This is a genomic window from Streptomyces sp. NPDC008150 (assembly GCF_042956945.1).
Taxonomy (GTDB): Bacteria; Actinomycetota; Actinomycetes; order Streptomycetales; family Streptomycetaceae; genus Streptomyces.
Genome location: NZ_JBIBHJ010000028.1, coordinates 2,839 through 18,670, shown reverse-complemented (window position 1 = coordinate 18,670; position 15,832 = coordinate 2,839). Strand labels below are relative to the sequence as shown.

Here is a 15,832-nt window from a genome sequence, read left to right as displayed (position 1 = left end):
CCCGCGGAGCGGGTACCACATCGCTGCGCGATGTGCAAGCGAACACCCGGGCTGCGCCCGGGTGTTGCGCTCACGCTCCGCGTGAGCGCCGGCGGGTGGCTGCGCCACCCGCACACCCTTCTTGCTGCGCAAGAAGGGTGACAGTCCGTCCGCTGCGCTCCCGGACTGGCGGGACTTCGTCCCGCTAACAGGCTTCCGCTTCGCTCCAGCCTGGCCGGCGGGTCCGCTGCGCTCCCCCGCCTAACGGTCCTTCCGGCTGCGCCTCCAGAACCGTTGGGGCCCGCTGGCGCGGGCCGGGCTGGCTGCGAGATGGGGGCGTCGCTTGTCCGTGTGGGTTCTAGTATACCGCGTGCATCGGGTTGATGCAGCATGTACCGTTGGCGGAAACACGGGACACCCCCCAACCACCCGGGAACCTCCCCGGAATTCCGAGAGGAACGACCGCGGATGACCGGTCACCACGAATCTACCGGACCTGATCCCGCGCTGAGCAGCGATTCTGTGCGCCGGGTGAGCCAGTATCAGACGGCAGGCGTGAACGCCCGGTTGAGGCTGTTCGCGCTCCTGGAGGCACAGGGAGTGCCCGCGAGCGAGGCGGACGACCTGGTGGCCACGCTGGAGGCCGGGGCGGTCGCAGGGGCGCAGTGCCAGGTGGTGGAGCTGGACGGCATGGCGCCGCGCCCTCGTGGCGCTGAGTTCGAGAACGGCAAGGGCGTGGCGGCCGTGAGCGAGGCCCTGGGGGGCATCGCGGACCGGGAGTGGTCCCGGCGCGGCGGCCGGTCGGCCGGGGCCGCTGAACTGGCCGTACACATCGCGGACGTGAGGCAGCGTGAGCGCGTCGACCTGGTGCGGCTGGAGCGGTACGTCCGGGAAGCCGTACTGCCGGCCACGGACCCGCACCCCACCAGGCGCCGCCAGGTCCTGGAGGCGCTGGGCGAGGCCGGAGGTCTGTGCACGGCCCGGACGGTCGACAGCGATGGGGACTACGTCGTCTGCACGCTCGATGCCGGTCACTACGACCCGGAGGACGTGCCGCCCTTCAAGGGCGGGGAGCCCGGCGGTTGGCACAAGGCCGGTGGACAGATCTGGAACGACTCGGGCGCAGCTGCCATTCCGCACGCGGCCCTCTGAAAAGAGCACACGAATTCGGCGCTCGGGGAGGAACAGAATGTCAGCGATTCAGCTCAAGGAACACCAGGTCGATCAGCGGTCCGCGTTTAGGAAGTGGGTGGGATTCCCTGCAAGGTCATCCGTGCCGCCGCAGGGTGCCCGTGGCACGCTCGTGTCAGCGACCGGGTCGGGCAAGACGATCACGGCCGCCGCGTGCGCGCTGGAGAGCTTCGCGGACGGCCGGATCCTCGTCACGGTCCCGACCCTGGACCTGCTCGCCCAGACCGCCCAGGCGTGGCGGGCAGTCGGCCACCGGGCCCCGATGGTCGCGGTGTGCTCCCTGGAGAACGACGCGGTCCTCAACTCGCTCGGGGTGCGCACCACCACGAACCCGATCCAGCTCGCCCTGTGGGCCGGGCACGGGCCGGTCGTTGTGTTCGCCACGTACGCCTCTCTCGTGGACCGCGAGGACGTCGATGCTCCCGTGGGCCAGCGGAAGGTTCGCGGGCCGCTGGAGTCCGCTCTGGCGGGCGGGGAGCGGCTCTACGGCCAGCGCATGGACGGCTTCCACCTCGCGATCGTGGATGAGGCGCACGGTACCGCTGGTGATCTTGGCCGTCCGTGGGCCGCGATCCACGACAACGCCCGGATCCCCGCGGACTTCCGGCTCTACCTCACGGCGACCCCGCGTATCCTCGCCGCGGCCAGGCCGCAGAAGGGCGCCGGCGGCCAGGAGGCGGAGATCGCGACCATGGCCGACGACCCGAACGGGACGTACGGCGCGTGGCTCGCGGAACTCGGTCTGAGCGAGGCGATCGAGCGCGAGATCCTCGCGGGGTTCGAGATCGACGTCCTGGAGATCCGCGACCCCTCGCCGGTCCTCGGGGAGTCCGAGGAAGCCCGGCGCGGCCGGCGCCTGGCCCTGTTGCAGACCGCGCTCCTGGAGCACGCCGCCGCGTACAACCTGCGTACGGTCATGACCTTCCACCAGAAGGTCGAAGAGGCCCGTGCGTTCGCGGACAAGCTCCCGGCGACCGCGGCCGAGCTGTACCTCAACAACGCCTCCAACGCCGACCTGGCCGCCGCCGACAAGCTGCCGAAGTCCTCCATCGACGCGGAGTTCTACGAGCTGGAGGCCGGCCGCCACGTACCCCCGGACCGGGTCTGGTCGGCATGGCTGTGCGGCGACCACCTGGTGGCCGAACGCCGGGAGGTACTGCGCCAGTTCGCCAACGGCATCGACGCGGCAGGACGCCGAGTCCACCGCGCCTTCCTCGCCAGCGTTCGCGTCCTCGGTGAAGGCGTCGACATCACGGGCGAGCGGGGCGTGGAGGCCGTCTGCTTCGCGGACACCCGCGGCTCCCAGGTCGAGATCGTCCAGAACATCGGCCGCGCGCTCCGGCTCAACAAGGACGGCTCCACCAAGGTCGCCAGAATCATCGTGCCGGTCTTCCTGGAGCCGAACGAGGACCCCACCGACATGATCGCCAGCGCCAGCTTTCGGCCCCTCGTCGCCGTGCTCCAGGGCCTGCGCTCGCATGATGAGCGCCTGGTCGAGCAGCTCGCTTCCCGCGCGCTCACCAGCGGCAAGCGCAAGGTCCACGTCCAGCGTGACGAGGACGGGCGGATCGTCGGGGCCGACGGCGAGAGCGACAGCGACGACCAGGAGCACGGCGACGACACCGACGCCGCTGCCGAGTCCGCGCTGCTCCACTTCTCCAGCCCGCGCGACGCCGCGACCATCGCGGCGTTCCTCCGTACCCGGGTCTACCGGCCGGAGTCGCTGGTGTGGCTGGAGGGCTACCAGGCCCTGCTGCGCTGGCGGGCGGAGAACGAGATCACCGGCGTCCACGCCGTGCCCTACGACACCGAGGTCGAGGTCGGCGTCACGAAGGACTTCCCCCTCGGGCGGTGGGTCCATCAGCAGCGCAAGGCCCTGCGGGCCGGGGAGCTGGAGGACCGCCGCAAGACCCTGCTGGACGCCCCGGAGGCCGGGATGCTTTGGGAGCCGGGCGAGGAAGCCTGGGAGGCCAAGCTGGCCGCCCTGCGGTCGTTCCGGCGGGCGAATGGGCACCTCGCGCCGCGTCAGGACGCGGTGTGGGGCGAGGGCGAGGCCATGGTGCCCATCGGGCAGCACATGGCCAACCTCCGCAGGAAGGGCGCGAAGAACGGTCTGGGCAAGGACGAGGACACCGCGGCAACCCGGGCCGCACAGCTCGCCGCGATCGACAAGGACTGGAACTGCCCCTGGCCGCTGGACTGGCAGAGGCACCAGCGCGTCCTGGCGGACCTGGTCGACGCTGACGGCCAGCTGCCCGACATCGCCCCAGGCGTCCTCATGGACGGCGACGACATCGGCCGGTGGCTCCAGCAGCAGAAGCAGCCGGCTACCTGGGCGCGGCTGCTGCCCGAACAGCAAGAGCGACTGACCGCCCTGGGCGTGGAACCCGCCCAGGCGCCGCCACCGGCCCCGGCAGCCGACCGTGCGGCGAAGGGGCCGAGCAAGGCGCAGCAGGCGTTCCAGCGGGGCCTGACAGCCCTCGCGCAATGGGTGGAGCGGGAAGGTGCGGACCGGCCGGTGCCGCGCGCCCACTGGGAGGAGATCGCGGTCGAGGGCGAGGTGGAGCCGGTGGTGGTGAAGCTGGGCGTGTGGGTCTCGAACACCAAGAGCCGGCGCGACAAGCTCACCGCCGACCAGCTCGCCGCCCTCACCAAGCTGGGGGTGGACTGGGCCTGACCGAGGCACGTCCGGCTGTCCGTGGTGGGCGGCTGGTGCTCACTGCCTTTCTCGGGGTGGGAAGAATCCTTGGCGTTCCGAACCGTCCACGCTGAATGCGTGGACGGTGGCGCGCCCTCTGATGCTCGCTGGCGGTGTCGGGTTCTCGATCACGATGACCTGGCCCGGCGGATTCTCCAGGAGGTCGCGGTAGAAGTTCTCGGCGACGTCGGCGGTCATCAGCTCGGGACGGTCTTCGTGCGGGTCTTCGGGCCGGCGGTAGGTGAGGACCGGAGTGTCGAGCACGACGAAGCCCGGGTGGATCAGGTCGCGGGCTGTGTTCCGGCGCGCAAGTGATACGGCGAAGGCGGCGTGGAGGATGGATCGCATGCCCCTGCCGCGGCTCTTTCGCGGCTGTCCGTCAACGGAGAGCTCGGCAGTCGTTGGGTCGTAGCGGACGCGGTTGCTCCCCGGAACATGCCAGGCTTCCAAGGTCTCATGGATCATGCGCTCGAAGTCGGCGACGTCGGCGGCGGGGATGCCGTCGGGACGGGCAGTCGGCGGAGCGGGAGCCACGGTGGACAGCGATGCCTTGAGGTCTTCGAGCTGCTCGATCTGAGCGTGCAGGGCCAGCTCGTTTTCGACCCGTGAGCGGGCGTTCAGTAGTTCGGTGGCGTCCGTGTCGACAGGTTGCATCCGTTGATCGAGTGCGCGGAGCTCTGCAGCGTTGTGTGTGAGCTCTTCGTGTCGGGCAGCGCGGGCCGATTCAATTTCCGCTGCCTGCTCTTCCAAGTCCTCGATCATGAGGAGCAGGTCGCTGAGCAGATCTGTTGTCTTACGCGTCTCGGCAGATACAGACGCTGCCAGCTGGGTGCTCTCGGCGAGGTGGTGCTCCGGGTGCTGGTGTTGGGGCTCGGCGCCGCAGAAGACGCAGGTCCCGGTCTGGAAGTAGCCCAGTAGGGTACCGGCTTCACCGACCATCTGGAGCCGGGCCAAGTCTGACTCGTACTGCTCTTTCAGCAGAGCGAATCGTGCGAGCAGCTGCTCGACCTCGTCGCCCCGCTGCTGGGCCGCGAGGTTGATTTCTTCCAGGCCCCGGCGGTCACGGAGAAGGCTGGTGCGGATTTCAGCAAGTTCGACGGCGGCGGTGGTCACCTCGCCGAGGGCCGCCTGCAGGCGGTCGAGTTGCTCCCGCAGTTGCGACTGGTTTGCCTCCACCGTGAGCTTTCCGCGGTTCTCGTCGATCAGGTGGTCGATGACCGCGATCTTCCCCTTGCCGAACTGCTTCTCCAGATTGCTTGGCGCTGCAGGGCGTTCCGGCTCTTCCTCTCCGCTGAGGAGGAGTTTGAAGACCGACTTCTCCCTGGTTTCGTTCAGGGGATTCCGGGTGCCCAGTACCGGAGAGTGCTGATCTGCCATGCGTGTGTCGTTGACGACGGCCAGGCGCGCGAGGTCCCGAAAGTTCAGCGGCAGCACGTTGCCGCGGCCGCTCTGGAGGATCCGCTGGCCGTCGATTCCCAGGACGGTCAGCAGGTAGCGGGAGATGTTTTTCTTCGACTTGGCGTTGTGCTTGAACTTGAGAGTCTCGTCCGCTGGCTCCGATGGCATCTCTCGGAGATCGTGGTTGAACACCTCGATGGTGTCGCCGCCGATCGCGCGGGACAGAGTGAGGCTGCGACCGTCGCTCACCCGTAGGCCGAGGAGAATGCGGGTGTAGCCGTCGTCCTCCGGGATCGACTTGAGTTCGCTGGCGCCCAGCATGTAGTCCACGGCCTCTTCGACGTAGGACTTGCCCGTGTCCGAGGCTCCGTAGATGACCGTCAGGCCGGGACTGAATTCCACTGCCGCCGGAGGCTTGTCCATGCCGAGGAAGGTCAGGTGGACGAGCGTCAGTCTGATCACAGGACGTCCTCTCCGAGGTCGCCGGGGCTCACATGGATGCGGTCAGACCAGCGCTGGGTGATCTGCTTCATGCCCTCGCGGACGTCCGTTCCTTCATGCATGTAGGTGCTGGTGAGCCAGTCAGCCCGTTCGATGAGCTGCCCGACATAGGGAGCTTCCAGGGCGTTGAGGAAGCTCGCTGCCTCGTCTGTGGCCCCGTACATGAAGCCGTGGTCGGTGGTCGTCATGTCGGCGAGGCCGGCGCGTAGCAGGACCATGAGGCCCTGTTCGATGAGGCGTCGGCGCAGGCCGAGCTCGCCGGGGCCGGCGGGGAGGTCGGGGTGGAGACTGGCGGGGCCGTGGTCGAGGTCGCCGCTGTGGAGCATGGCGTGGTCCAGGTAGACGAGCTGGGCGACGTCCAGGCGGCGGGGGAAGGTCTCTGCCAGGAGGACCAGAGCGCGCATCCCGGCCTCCACGGGGCCGTTGAGGGGGCTCACGGGGTCTCCTCTTTGCACCAGGTCAGCCGGTCGTCGTTGGCCAGACGATGGCACATGCCCTTGAGGTCGATGACCTTCACCACGGGGGCGAGGATGTTCGCCGGGTTCGGTGTGTGGGCGACAGCCGCGTCCAGTACGGCTTCCAGCCGTGCGTAGCCGCTGCCATGGTCGCGGTCTTCGATCTCGATCACGGCGTCGTACAGGTCGGTCTCGATCGCGGTGTAGGTCGCTTCCGGGACACTCTCCTGCGCGAAACGCCACAGCGACTCGGCGTGGAAGAAGGCGGCACGCTGGCGGAAGAGATGGCCGCTGACTTTCGCATGGTCGCGGGCCTGTTGCAGCGTCTCCAAGGCGAGGCCGTGCTTCGCGTTGTAGGCGTCCAGCAGCTTGCGGACGTAGACGGCTTCGTGTGGTGCCTGGTCAGGTGGGGCCGGATCGGCGGCAGGGCGCTGCTTAAGCGGTTGTGGGAAGCGCCTAACGTGGTGGGGGGTCGCAGCGTGCAGTTCGAGAATCTCGTCGAGGTTCCGGGCTTCGAACATCGAGAAGTCCGTCGCCTGCGCCAGCGCGCCCACAGCTGTACGCATCTCCGGGGTGAGCTTGGGCTTGGTCCCGAGCTTGGAGTCCTTGTCGTCCCACGCCGCGAAGAACTCGTCCTTCAGCTGGGGCGGGTTGAGCAGGAGTCGTTCGAGTCCCGTGCCAATCTTTGGTGCGACGAAGACATAGCGCGTGGGCAGCTCGTACGTGCCGAGGATCTTCGCGACGAAGATCTTCACCATCTCTGGGAAGGCGTCTGATTGCCCGAGCGGCTTGAGGTAGTGCTTGCACTGGTAGCAGTGCCACTCGCCTGCGGTGCCTTGCTCGGAGAGACAGGCTGCGACGTCCGCTCCGCGGTCGCCGGCCCCACCCATCCGCTGAACTCGGACGTAGGGACGACCAGACCACGTACCGAACTGGTGGACCCACTCGACGGTGAAGTCCTCCCAGTCGTCAGCGTCGTAGATGTATTGCAGGTACACCTGAGGCGTGGGCAAGGGAGCGCTCTGGGTCGGCGGCGCAAGCACGACGACCTCCAGCGATTTGGGCTCCGGAAAGCCCTCGAATACCGGCCGGGCTCCATCCCTTCCCGGCTCAAGCCTCCCTGCCACAGCCCACCCCCGGCCCCTACTGCCACGCAAGATCACTCACGGTAGTGATATCACCTCGCATGGTCCGTCAGGAAGGCGCCTGGGCAGCCTCGCCCCTTGGAGTTGGTGTAGTCGATCACCCTGCGGCCGCGGCCGGGCCGCGCCGAACCCGGCAGCCACGTCCAGGCGCAGGGTCGGATACAGGTAGACCCCGCCGCGGTGTCGACGGACATGTGAGCGCTGATCTCCGCGACGAGGCCGGCTGGACGAGGGTGGTGTCGAGGACATCGCACGCGCCCAGCCCGACCGTTGGTCGGCGTTTGTGCAGGTCAGGGGTGCAACACGCTTCGGATGTTGCAGCGGATACCCAAGGGCCGGCTACCGGCGGCGCGGGATGGTCATCCGGGCCCCCGCCAAGACGACGCCGGTCACCGAGGGGCGCTCTGTGCGTCGACGCAGGGCCCTTGGGCGCGGAAGCGCGCGCGGGTTTCCGGCCAGGGCGTCGCACTGTCGTGGCCGGAGCAGCCGGCGCCTCCGCAAAGGGAGCGTGAGCCGGGCATTGGCTTTCCGTTGCGCAGTGCCACCCGCCCGTACGCCTCGTAGCGCTCGCGGCCGTCCTCGCCGTCCACCAGCTCGTTGGCGAGCTCCTGCTTGGTCCAGCGTGCGAGATTCTCGCCCGGATAGCGCCACCTCCTGAGGATCATGGCAATGATCTCCGCCTTGGCGTGGTCGTCCATCAGAGCGTTCCTCCGCTGGAGGAGTTCATTACGGAGCTCGACTTCGGCTGCGGAAAGCGGCGTGATCGCGTTGCGGATGTACTCGGGGTCCGTGTCCGCCTCGAAGAGCATGACGCAGTGATCGTGCGGCACAGGGACGGCGATTTTGCCCGGAAACTTGGCCTGCGACTCGGCGGCATCACGTACCCAGTTGAGGGCTTCGTGGTAGCCGAGGTCTGTGCCCTGCTCGCGTGCGGTGCGCTGGAGTTCGCGGGCGCGCTGCTGCTCGGTGGTGCGCTTGGTCATGGACGGGTCCTCTCGGCACCGGGTCCTCGCCCCCACACGGCAACCCCGGCTCGATGGATCCTCAAGGTGCTCGTCAAGCGGTCCGTCGATCCCGGAAGACCTTCCACCAGTGGTCCGGGCAGTGTGGGTGTCCGGATGCGGTGTGGGCGTCGGCGAAGCCCAGGGCGTCAGCCCCGCGGGCAGGATACCGGCTCGGCCGCCGGCTCTTCGCCCTCGCCGGAGATGCGGGCGACCAGGGCGGTGGCGCTGTCCGCGTACGGATCGATGGCTCATGTGCGTGCCGAAGGACAGCACCGGGACGCTGGCGACTCCGTCGTGACCCGTGCCGTCGGCTTGTCGCCGGTGCTCGTCCAAGGGCTCATATCTTGCGGCAGCCAGTGCTGTCCCGAGAATGCAAGAACAGGCAGGCAGGGGCAGGCGACGTGGGAGAACTGACACGACGGACTGCAGATGCCTGCCCTGGCGGCTGGCCGCTTCGAGAGGCGGATGTGGGACAGATCGAGCAGGGGTTGGAGCGCGCGTTACGCACCCGGCCCGTTCCTGCAAGCACCGAGGCCCGCCTGCGGTTTCTGCTGGCATCACACGGTGGTTCCACTCGGCAGGTCGCCACCGTGCTGGAGGTGTCGCAGCGCACCGTGCAGCGGTGGGTGACGAAGAAGCCAGGAGCGCGTCGTCCGCCGGGTCCGCTGCAGGTGCAGGCGATCGAGGAAGCGGTCCTGGCCCGGTGGCAGCCCCGAATACGGGCCCGTCGACGCGCCCAGGCAGAGGCGGAGGGCTTCGTCTTCCATACCAGGGCGCGATTCGGGTTCGCGGCTCCTGCAGGCTCCTCTGACGATCCGCGGGTGCGGTGGATCACCCAGGACCTGCCGGGAGAGGTAGCCCGGGAGCTGTTCGCCGCCCGGGATGCCGGCGCGGGCGAGCAGCAGCAGACGGTGATCCTCGCTCGCGCGCTGGGACACGCCTACTTCCGCGAATGGGGCCGCCGGGCCCACGGTCTGCACATCGCTTTCAGCGACGTCGAGTTCGCCGACTTCTCGATCGGTTGAGCCTGCCCCTTCGAGCGAAATGCGTCAGGAGGTTCAGCGTCGCGAGGGCCTGACGCGACTGGCCGGCATGGCTTCGTACTGCTCGGCTTCCTGCCGCTCGCGCCAGTCCCACTCCACACGGCCGACCGGGCCTTTGCGGCGGGCCGCGGGCGGCTGGGGCGGGCGCAGCCTGGCCGTCTCCGCCACGCGCAGCAGGTGCCCGCGGTCACCTGGTGCGGCAAGCAGTTCCTGGTCCTCGTTGGAGACGAGCCGGGTGAAGCAAACGGCGGCCCGCAGGAAGACGCTGGCCCAGGGCGGTATGGGGTGGGCGGCGCAGCCGTCGGTGTAGCGGGCGCGGTCGTGCAGGGCGAGCGTGGCCGCGGCGGTGTCGTAGTCGCGGGGGCGGGCGGTGGCGAGTTGTTGGAGGGAGGCGCCGGTGAACATCGCGGCGGCGACGGCTGCGGCGAGGCGAGGATGTGCGGTCGCCGTGTGCAGGCGGTGGGCGATTCGCTGGGCGGTGGGCGCGGTGAGAGGCGCGGGCGGTGGGCGGTGCCGCCAGGCGATCGGCGGTGGCGTGCACGGGTCGGCGCAGGGGCGGGGGCTGTCGTAGGAGACGAGGCGTTCCAGTGCGGGCAGGGTGAGCCATCGGTCGACTGGCCGGGCGAATCCGTCTGCAGGCAGGTGCTCAGTGGCGGTCGCGCCGTAGTAGTGGCGGCGGGCAGCCTCGAAGTCGGCGGTGACGGAGTAGTCGACCGTCCGCAGGGCCTGGTGCAGAGCGGCGGGAAGGTGCGGGCGGTGGCAGACCAGGGTCAGGTGGATACCGGTGAGGGCATGTAGCTGCAGCAGGCGCATCGTGCGGCGGGCGGTGAGGCGGTGAGCGCGCAGGACGGTCAGCCGCGTGACGGGCAGGGCGGTCATCCAGGCCGTGGCGGCTTCCCAGGCGGGTTGGCGGCCGCCGGGAAAGCGGCCCGGGAGCAGGGGCGGTTTGCCCAGGGCGGCGAGAAGGTCGTGAGCGAGGCCGGTTTCGCTGGTGGTGCCCGGGCCGGGGTGCAGGGTGATCCGGCCGGACGGCGGATGGTGGGCGGCCAGAGCGGTGTGCGTGTGCAGCGTGTCGTCGTGACGGTCGAGAATCACGGTGACGGACGGCAGCGGCGGGGTGGAAGGCATGGACGGTGTGGTCAGGCGAGGCGGCTGAAGGCCCAGCGCAGCAGTTCCCGGTCGGCCCGGGGCCGGCCGGTGCGGGCTAGCCCGGTACGGGTGTGGGCGGTCAGCTGGGCCCAGGCGCGAAAATTTCCATGGGCGGCGTGGCTGTCGGCGAACGTGATGTCCTCGGGGTCGGCGTCGGCCCACACCGGATGGAACAGGGGGATGACCTGCTGGACCTCGTCGGGGGTGAGGCGGGTGAAGTGCTGCCAGATGAAAATGCGGGAGGACAGCATCGGTTCGCGCCGCAGCACGGTGTGGCAGCCCTCGCCGCCGACGAAGATGATCGCGAGCTGGGTTGAGGGCTCGTCCCACAGATAGCGGAAGTACTCGAACGCCTCCCCGTTGAGCCACTGCGCCTCGTCGACAAGGAAGGTGCGGGGGCGTTCGGCCAGCGCGGTTTTCAGCAGGCGGTCGAACTCGCTGGGGTGGCGGGGCGGTTCGCCGGGCAGGTCGAGGGCGGTGAACAGCTCGTAGCGCACGGCCCGGGCGGTGGGGCGGGCGCGGAAGGTGACCCGTCGGACGTCCTCGCCCGGTTCGAGTTCGCGCAGGCAGGTGTTGACCGCGAGGGTCTTGCCGTGGCCGGCGCCGCCGTGGATGCACATCATGGCGCGGGCGGCGACGGTGTCGGTGATGTTCTCCCGCGCGGTGAGCAGGGCCCGGGTGGTGACGACGGCCGCGTCGGGCAGGTCTACGTACTGGTAGGAGTCCTCGGTCATCAGGCGTCTCCTGCAGGTCGGGAGCCGGGCTCCGGCGCAACGTCCGCCGACGGGTCGGCTGGATCGGGGGCGGGCGGGGGCGGCGCTGTGCCGGCCGCCAGGGCGGGCGGGGTGCGCCAGTGCGCCGGAGGCGGGGCGGGCGGGATCAGGTCGGGCAGTGCCAGCCGTGCGACATCGGTGTAGTCGGCGGCGGCGAGTTCACGCTCGGCCTGGGCGGCCGTGACGGCTCCCAGCCGCTGGGCGGGCTCCGCACGGGTGGTGGGAGCGAATCGCTGGCGGCGCAGGCGTTCGGCGGCCTTCGCGTCGGCGCGCAGGCGCCGGGCGCGCTCCGCACGTGCCTCGCGCAGCGCCTGCAGTTGCTCGGGGGTGGCCGCGTCCGCGAGGTGCGCCGGGCCGAGGTGACGGCCATGGGCGTCACAGACCTCGATCTCGTGGTCGTGGTGCGGCATGTAGCGCACGCGGACCTGGCGGCCGGCCTGGCCGGTCATCCACGCGGCGGTGTAGGTGCGGCCGCGCCAGCTCACGCCGTGGCTGGTCAGTTTCCGGGGCCGGCCGTCGTCCTCGAGGGTGAAGGCCCACAGGTCGGCGGCGGGGATGTCGGTGACAGGGGTCGGATCGGCCTGCCACGCCTCCAGCGGCGTACGGCCCGACAGGGCTTTCGGGCGGTGCGCGGTGTTCCACCAGGTCGTCCACTCCAGGACCTCCGTGGTGAAGTCCTGGAACGACAGGGCGGACGCCGCCCCCGCGGTGCGTCCGCGCCGCTGCGAGCGGGGCCCGGTGGGCCCGGCGGTGTAGCCGGGCAGGGCGGCGAACAGCATCCGGTCCGCGGCCCGGTTGAGGCTTTCCACCGTGCCCTTCAGATGCGGGCTGTAGGCGGGCAGGTCCTTGACCGTCACGCCCATCGCGCCGAGCGCGGTGGTGACGGCGGCCGACAGGAAGTCCTTGCCCCGGTCCATCCTCACCAGCTCCGGCACTCCCCCGGCCGGGCCGTAGGGATCGTCCCGCACAACTGCGGCGCGCAAGGCGGCCAGTACCGACGCGCGGGAGGGATGGCCCGGGGTGACAGCGGTACCGGTGATGACTTTGGTGGCGGTGTCGATGAACCAGGTGATCCACGGGCGCACCAGGTCGCCGTCGGCGTCGACCAGCAAAGGGGCCTGAACGTGGTCGGTCTCCCAGGCGTGGTTGCGCCAGGACGCCGGCCGCTTGCCGAACACGTCGTGGGCGCGTGCTGCCTCCGGTCCGAGGGCGAGACCGGCGCGCTCCCCCGCCGTCAGATCGCGGCGCAGCGCGCGCAGGAACGTCGACAGGGACGGGACCGGATCCAGCAGCGGCACCTGCGACAGGGCTGCCCCGCCCGGAACAGCCACCAGGCCGGGCGGGACGGGCACGGCAGTGCCGGACGTTTGCGCGTGTACGCTCCCGTCCTCGGCCGCGGCGCGCTCCATGAGCTGGCGGTGGACTGCGGAGGCGTTTCCGTGCCAGTACGCCAGCAGCACCCGGATCTCCGCGGTGATCTCGAACCTGCCGGTGCGGCGGGCTCCGGGGTGCGCAGCCGCCGCCGGGCTCTGGGACGCCTCGGCCAGCCACCGCCACACCGTGCGCTCCGACGCCCCCAGGCACTCCCCCGCCAGCCGCACGTGCTGCCGCGAAAGACCGCCCCGGGCCCGCAGCGCCAGCAGGCGGCGCACCGCAGGCGCCCGCAGCGCGACCAGCGACTGCTTTCCGAGCACACCCGCCGGATCCCCCGGCGGCGGCCACTGCCCTCCCGCGTCTACGCCGTGGCCGCCGTTGGTGTCCTGCGGTCCGCTGTCCGTCATCGCGCCGTTCCTTCTCCTCGCCGAACGGGGCGAGGTTCCCTGCAGTCGGAACCGGTGTGTCTTGGGCGCGTGGGAGGGGCCGTCATGAGTACGGGCCGAGCCGGGCACAGGCCTGGTCGATCGCGTCCCGCCCCACACCCGCACCGGGGTCGCGGCCCCGGGCTGCACAGACATGCGAGGTGATCTTCGCCCAGGTACGGAAGTTGCCGCGGGCGGTCTGCTCATCCGCCCGCACCAGGCCGGCCGGATCAGCGTCCTCCCACACCGGGTGGAACAGACCCAGCGTCCGCGGCACATCCTCCGCGTCGAGACGGCTGACCTGATGCCAGGTCAGAACCCGGGAACGCATCGCCGCTGCCCGGGCCAGCGCCCGCTCACTGCCCGCCCCGCACAAGACCAGGGCAGCCGCACAGCCCGGCGAGTCCCACAGCTGCCGCAGGTAGTCCAGCACCGGCGGCGACAGACGCTGCGCGTCGTCGAGGAACAGCACACCCGGCTCGGCCAGCGCCTCCACCAAAGCCTGGTCGGCCGGTCCGGCACGGTGCGTCAGCGACCCCGACGGCAGCCCCAGCGCCTCGCACAACGCGGCCCGCACCTGCGGCAGCCCGGGACCGACCCCCACCACCGCCCGCCACACCGGCACCCGGCCGGGCAGCAGATGCAGAGCCTGCTCGACCGCGACCGTCTTCCCCAGCCCCGTGTCCCCGTACACACAGCCGATCCCCCGCGCGGCGACCGTGTGCCCCACCGCCTCCACCACCCCGGCCACCTGCCGCGTCGACACCAGCCGCGCCCCCGGCGCGTACAGACGCACCCCACCCGACACCCGGGTACGCGAAGCGGCCTTCACCGCGCCGGACCGCTGTTCACCGCCCGTTCCGGACGGCTCGGCATCCGGGCCGTCCACCACCGGCGGACCGTTCGCACCCTCTGCGAAACCGAGTTCGGCCAGCGCCCGGTCGTACCGGCTCGGCTCCACCCGGCCCGACGCCGCGCGGGCGACCTGAAGCACCCGGCCCGCCCGCAGTTCGTCCTTGATCGCACGGTGCAGCGTCGCCAAGGACGGCACAAACTCCGCACCATAGTGCTCCAGCACGCCCTGGTCCTGCGCCCGGAGCATCCTGCGGCGCAGCTCGGCGACGTTCCCGCCCACCTGCGTGAGCGCCCCCCACAAGGCGTCGCCCACCATGAACCCGCCCTGCCGCGGCCGCGCCTCCACCCGCCCCTCGCGTCCCTCGGCCAGCCACCGCCACACCGTCCGCTCCGTCACCCCCGCCAAACCTGCCGCGATCCGCACATGCAACGACGACAGACCGCCCTCGCCCCGGTCCACCGCCAGCAGCCGCCGCACCACCACGGCCCGCTCCACCCGCCCGGCCACCGCCGAACCAGCCGGACCCGGCACCGCCTCCCCCACCGGGGTCTGTAAAACCGTCACACGGCCAACCCCACCCGCCCCGGCCACCCACCCGTACAGAAAATGGCAAACCCAACACAATCGGACCGCGACCTGCTAACCACACCGTGACAGCCACCCAGTCACCCCATGACAGCAACCAGTTCCACGACCCGGCCCCGCGGACTGCCGTCAGCACCCCGCCCCGCCGACAGCGCCCTGTACTGACCCTGGCCCACCGAAGAAGGCACCGGCATGCCGGCAGTGGCGGCAACTGCCATCCCGGCTCAGCGAGTCTCACGCCCGACCGGTCAAACGGCACCTGCGTCAAGAAGGCGTGCCAACGCCTCCTCCTCAGTCAGAGGTGAGGCGCCGGCAGTCAGCGACGTGCCCGGTGCAGGCGTCGATCCAGTACTGGCTTATGGCGTCCGGGCCGGCTCTCCAGGATGTGCTCGCATGTCCGGGCTCCTGCCGCGAACTCGGCGCCGGTGCGTGCCGTCATCGCCCGGAAGAACGCCCGACCATCCGGGGACTGGCTGCTGGTCGTCCAGCGATACCCGGGACCGTCCAGGAGTGCCCTGTCGACGAGGCGTGTGCCGAGACCTTGCCGCTGCACTTCCGGGGAAAGCGAGATTTTCGAAATGACGCCCCGCTCGCACTGATGACAGACCTTCCACACCAGCCGCGCATCGGATATCCCGTCACGGCCGTAGACGCGGACATCCTGAAAACCAGCAGGCCGCGTCGCGGCATGCAGCAGGAAGAACAACTCGGTCCTCGGACGGCGAAGAAGCATCCACCGCCAACGAAACTCATCCAGCCCGTCAGGTGTCCTCACCGGAGCCCCTTCGCCAGTCCACTGCCGACTCCGAGTCTCGCGGGCATCCCTACGGTTGTCCTTCAAACCATAGGAACAGCCACCCCCACGACGGCTGACCCACCCCACACCGGCCGGAAAACAGCAACCGCTTGGTCACCTCATGACAGCGGGCCCGCCCGCAACTATCCCCATGACCAGGCACCCAGCACCCTGTCCCGCTGACACCCACCCAATGCCACCAACGCCCCCACTCACAGCCGGCCAGTCCGGGCCGAACACCCCCACAGCGCCGGAGAGTGCGTCGCAGGCTGCCTGCAGCGGATCGGGGTGGTCCGCCGCCGGGATCACTCCCACCGCCAAGTACGTGAGGACCTCGGGGGCGTTGGGGTCGGCGGCCCGGAGCAGGCTTGCCCTGGCCTCGCTCGACAGAGAGGCGGCTCCGGGCGCAAGCGAGACAACAACGCTGTGCAGTGGTTCGATCCGGTCGACGAGGCAGGTC

General features: G+C 70.3%; 12 protein-coding genes and 1 pseudogene. 3 read left to right on the top strand and 10 right to left on the bottom strand.

Going from position 1 to position 15,832, the window contains the following annotated elements; all coding sequences use genetic code 11:
- Positions 1-510: 510 nt before the first annotated feature.
- Entirely contained in the window at positions 511-1,131 is a 621-nt protein-coding gene (locus tag ACFZA0_RS37280) for a hypothetical protein (RefSeq protein ID WP_391025308.1), read from the top strand.
- 37 nt (positions 1,132-1,168) lie between these two features.
- On the top strand, positions 1,169-3,847 hold the full coding sequence (locus ACFZA0_RS37275) for a Helicase associated domain protein (RefSeq protein WP_391025306.1): 2,679 nt from the start codon (positions 1,169-1,171) through the stop codon (positions 3,845-3,847).
- Positions 3,848-3,886: 39 nt separating this feature from the next.
- On the opposite strand, the gene ACFZA0_RS37270 is transcribed toward ACFZA0_RS37275, so the two are convergent.
- The 4 genes from ACFZA0_RS37270 to ACFZA0_RS37255 form a co-directional block, all read right to left on the bottom strand.
- Entirely contained in the window at positions 3,887-5,728 is a 1,842-nt protein-coding gene (locus ACFZA0_RS37270) for a hypothetical protein (RefSeq protein ID WP_391025304.1), read from the bottom strand.
- Entirely contained in the window at positions 5,725-6,204 is a 480-nt protein-coding gene (locus tag ACFZA0_RS37265; protein WP_362385335.1) for an ABC-three component system middle component 2, read from the bottom strand. Before ACFZA0_RS37265 ends, ACFZA0_RS37270 begins: the two co-directional genes overlap by 4 nt.
- Positions 6,201-7,349 carry an ABC-three component system protein gene (locus tag ACFZA0_RS37260; RefSeq protein WP_391025301.1) on the bottom strand — a complete coding sequence of 383 codons (1,149 nt, stop codon included), beginning with the start codon at positions 7,347-7,349 and terminating at the stop codon, positions 6,201-6,203. The genes ACFZA0_RS37265 and ACFZA0_RS37260 overlap by 4 nt, the downstream gene beginning before the upstream one ends.
- 407 nt (positions 7,350-7,756) lie before the next feature.
- Positions 7,757-8,350: a hypothetical protein gene (locus tag ACFZA0_RS37255; protein ID WP_362385331.1), complete on the bottom strand. Its 594-nt coding sequence runs from the start codon at positions 8,348-8,350 to the stop codon at positions 7,757-7,759.
- A gap of 488 nt (positions 8,351-8,838) precedes the next feature.
- Here ACFZA0_RS37255 and tpg point away from each other — a divergent pair, with 488 nt between their 5' ends.
- Positions 8,839-9,396, top strand: coding sequence for a telomere-protecting terminal protein Tpg (gene tpg / locus ACFZA0_RS37250; protein WP_366806463.1), 558 nt, complete (start codon positions 8,839-8,841; stop codon positions 9,394-9,396).
- 33 nt (positions 9,397-9,429) lie between these two features.
- Here tpg and ACFZA0_RS37245 read toward each other — a convergent pair whose 3' ends face one another.
- The 6 genes and pseudogenes from ACFZA0_RS37245 to ACFZA0_RS37220 all read right to left on the bottom strand — a co-directional run.
- The gene (locus ACFZA0_RS37245) at positions 9,430-10,542 is read right to left on the bottom strand and encodes a hypothetical protein (protein ID WP_391025298.1); all 1,113 of its coding nucleotides are present in this window, start codon (positions 10,540-10,542) and stop codon (positions 9,430-9,432) included.
- 11 nt (positions 10,543-10,553) lie between these two features.
- Positions 10,554-11,297, bottom strand: coding sequence for an AAA family ATPase (locus ACFZA0_RS37240; protein ID WP_391025296.1), 744 nt, complete (start codon positions 11,295-11,297; stop codon positions 10,554-10,556).
- Positions 11,297-13,117, bottom strand: coding sequence for a Mu transposase C-terminal domain-containing protein (locus ACFZA0_RS37235; protein ID WP_391025294.1), 1,821 nt, complete (start codon positions 13,115-13,117; stop codon positions 11,297-11,299). The genes ACFZA0_RS37240 and ACFZA0_RS37235 overlap by 1 nt, the downstream gene beginning before the upstream one ends.
- 82 nt (positions 13,118-13,199) lie before the next feature.
- The gene (locus ACFZA0_RS37230) at positions 13,200-14,534 is read right to left on the bottom strand and encodes an AAA family ATPase (protein WP_391025292.1); all 1,335 of its coding nucleotides are present in this window, start codon (positions 14,532-14,534) and stop codon (positions 13,200-13,202) included.
- 358 nt (positions 14,535-14,892) lie between these two features.
- On the bottom strand, positions 14,893-15,351 hold the full coding sequence (locus ACFZA0_RS37225) for a hypothetical protein (RefSeq protein WP_391025290.1): 459 nt from the start codon (positions 15,349-15,351) through the stop codon (positions 14,893-14,895).
- 135 nt (positions 15,352-15,486) lie between these two features.
- A pseudogene (locus ACFZA0_RS37220) lies at positions 15,487-15,832 on the bottom strand (hypothetical protein); the annotation flags it as partial.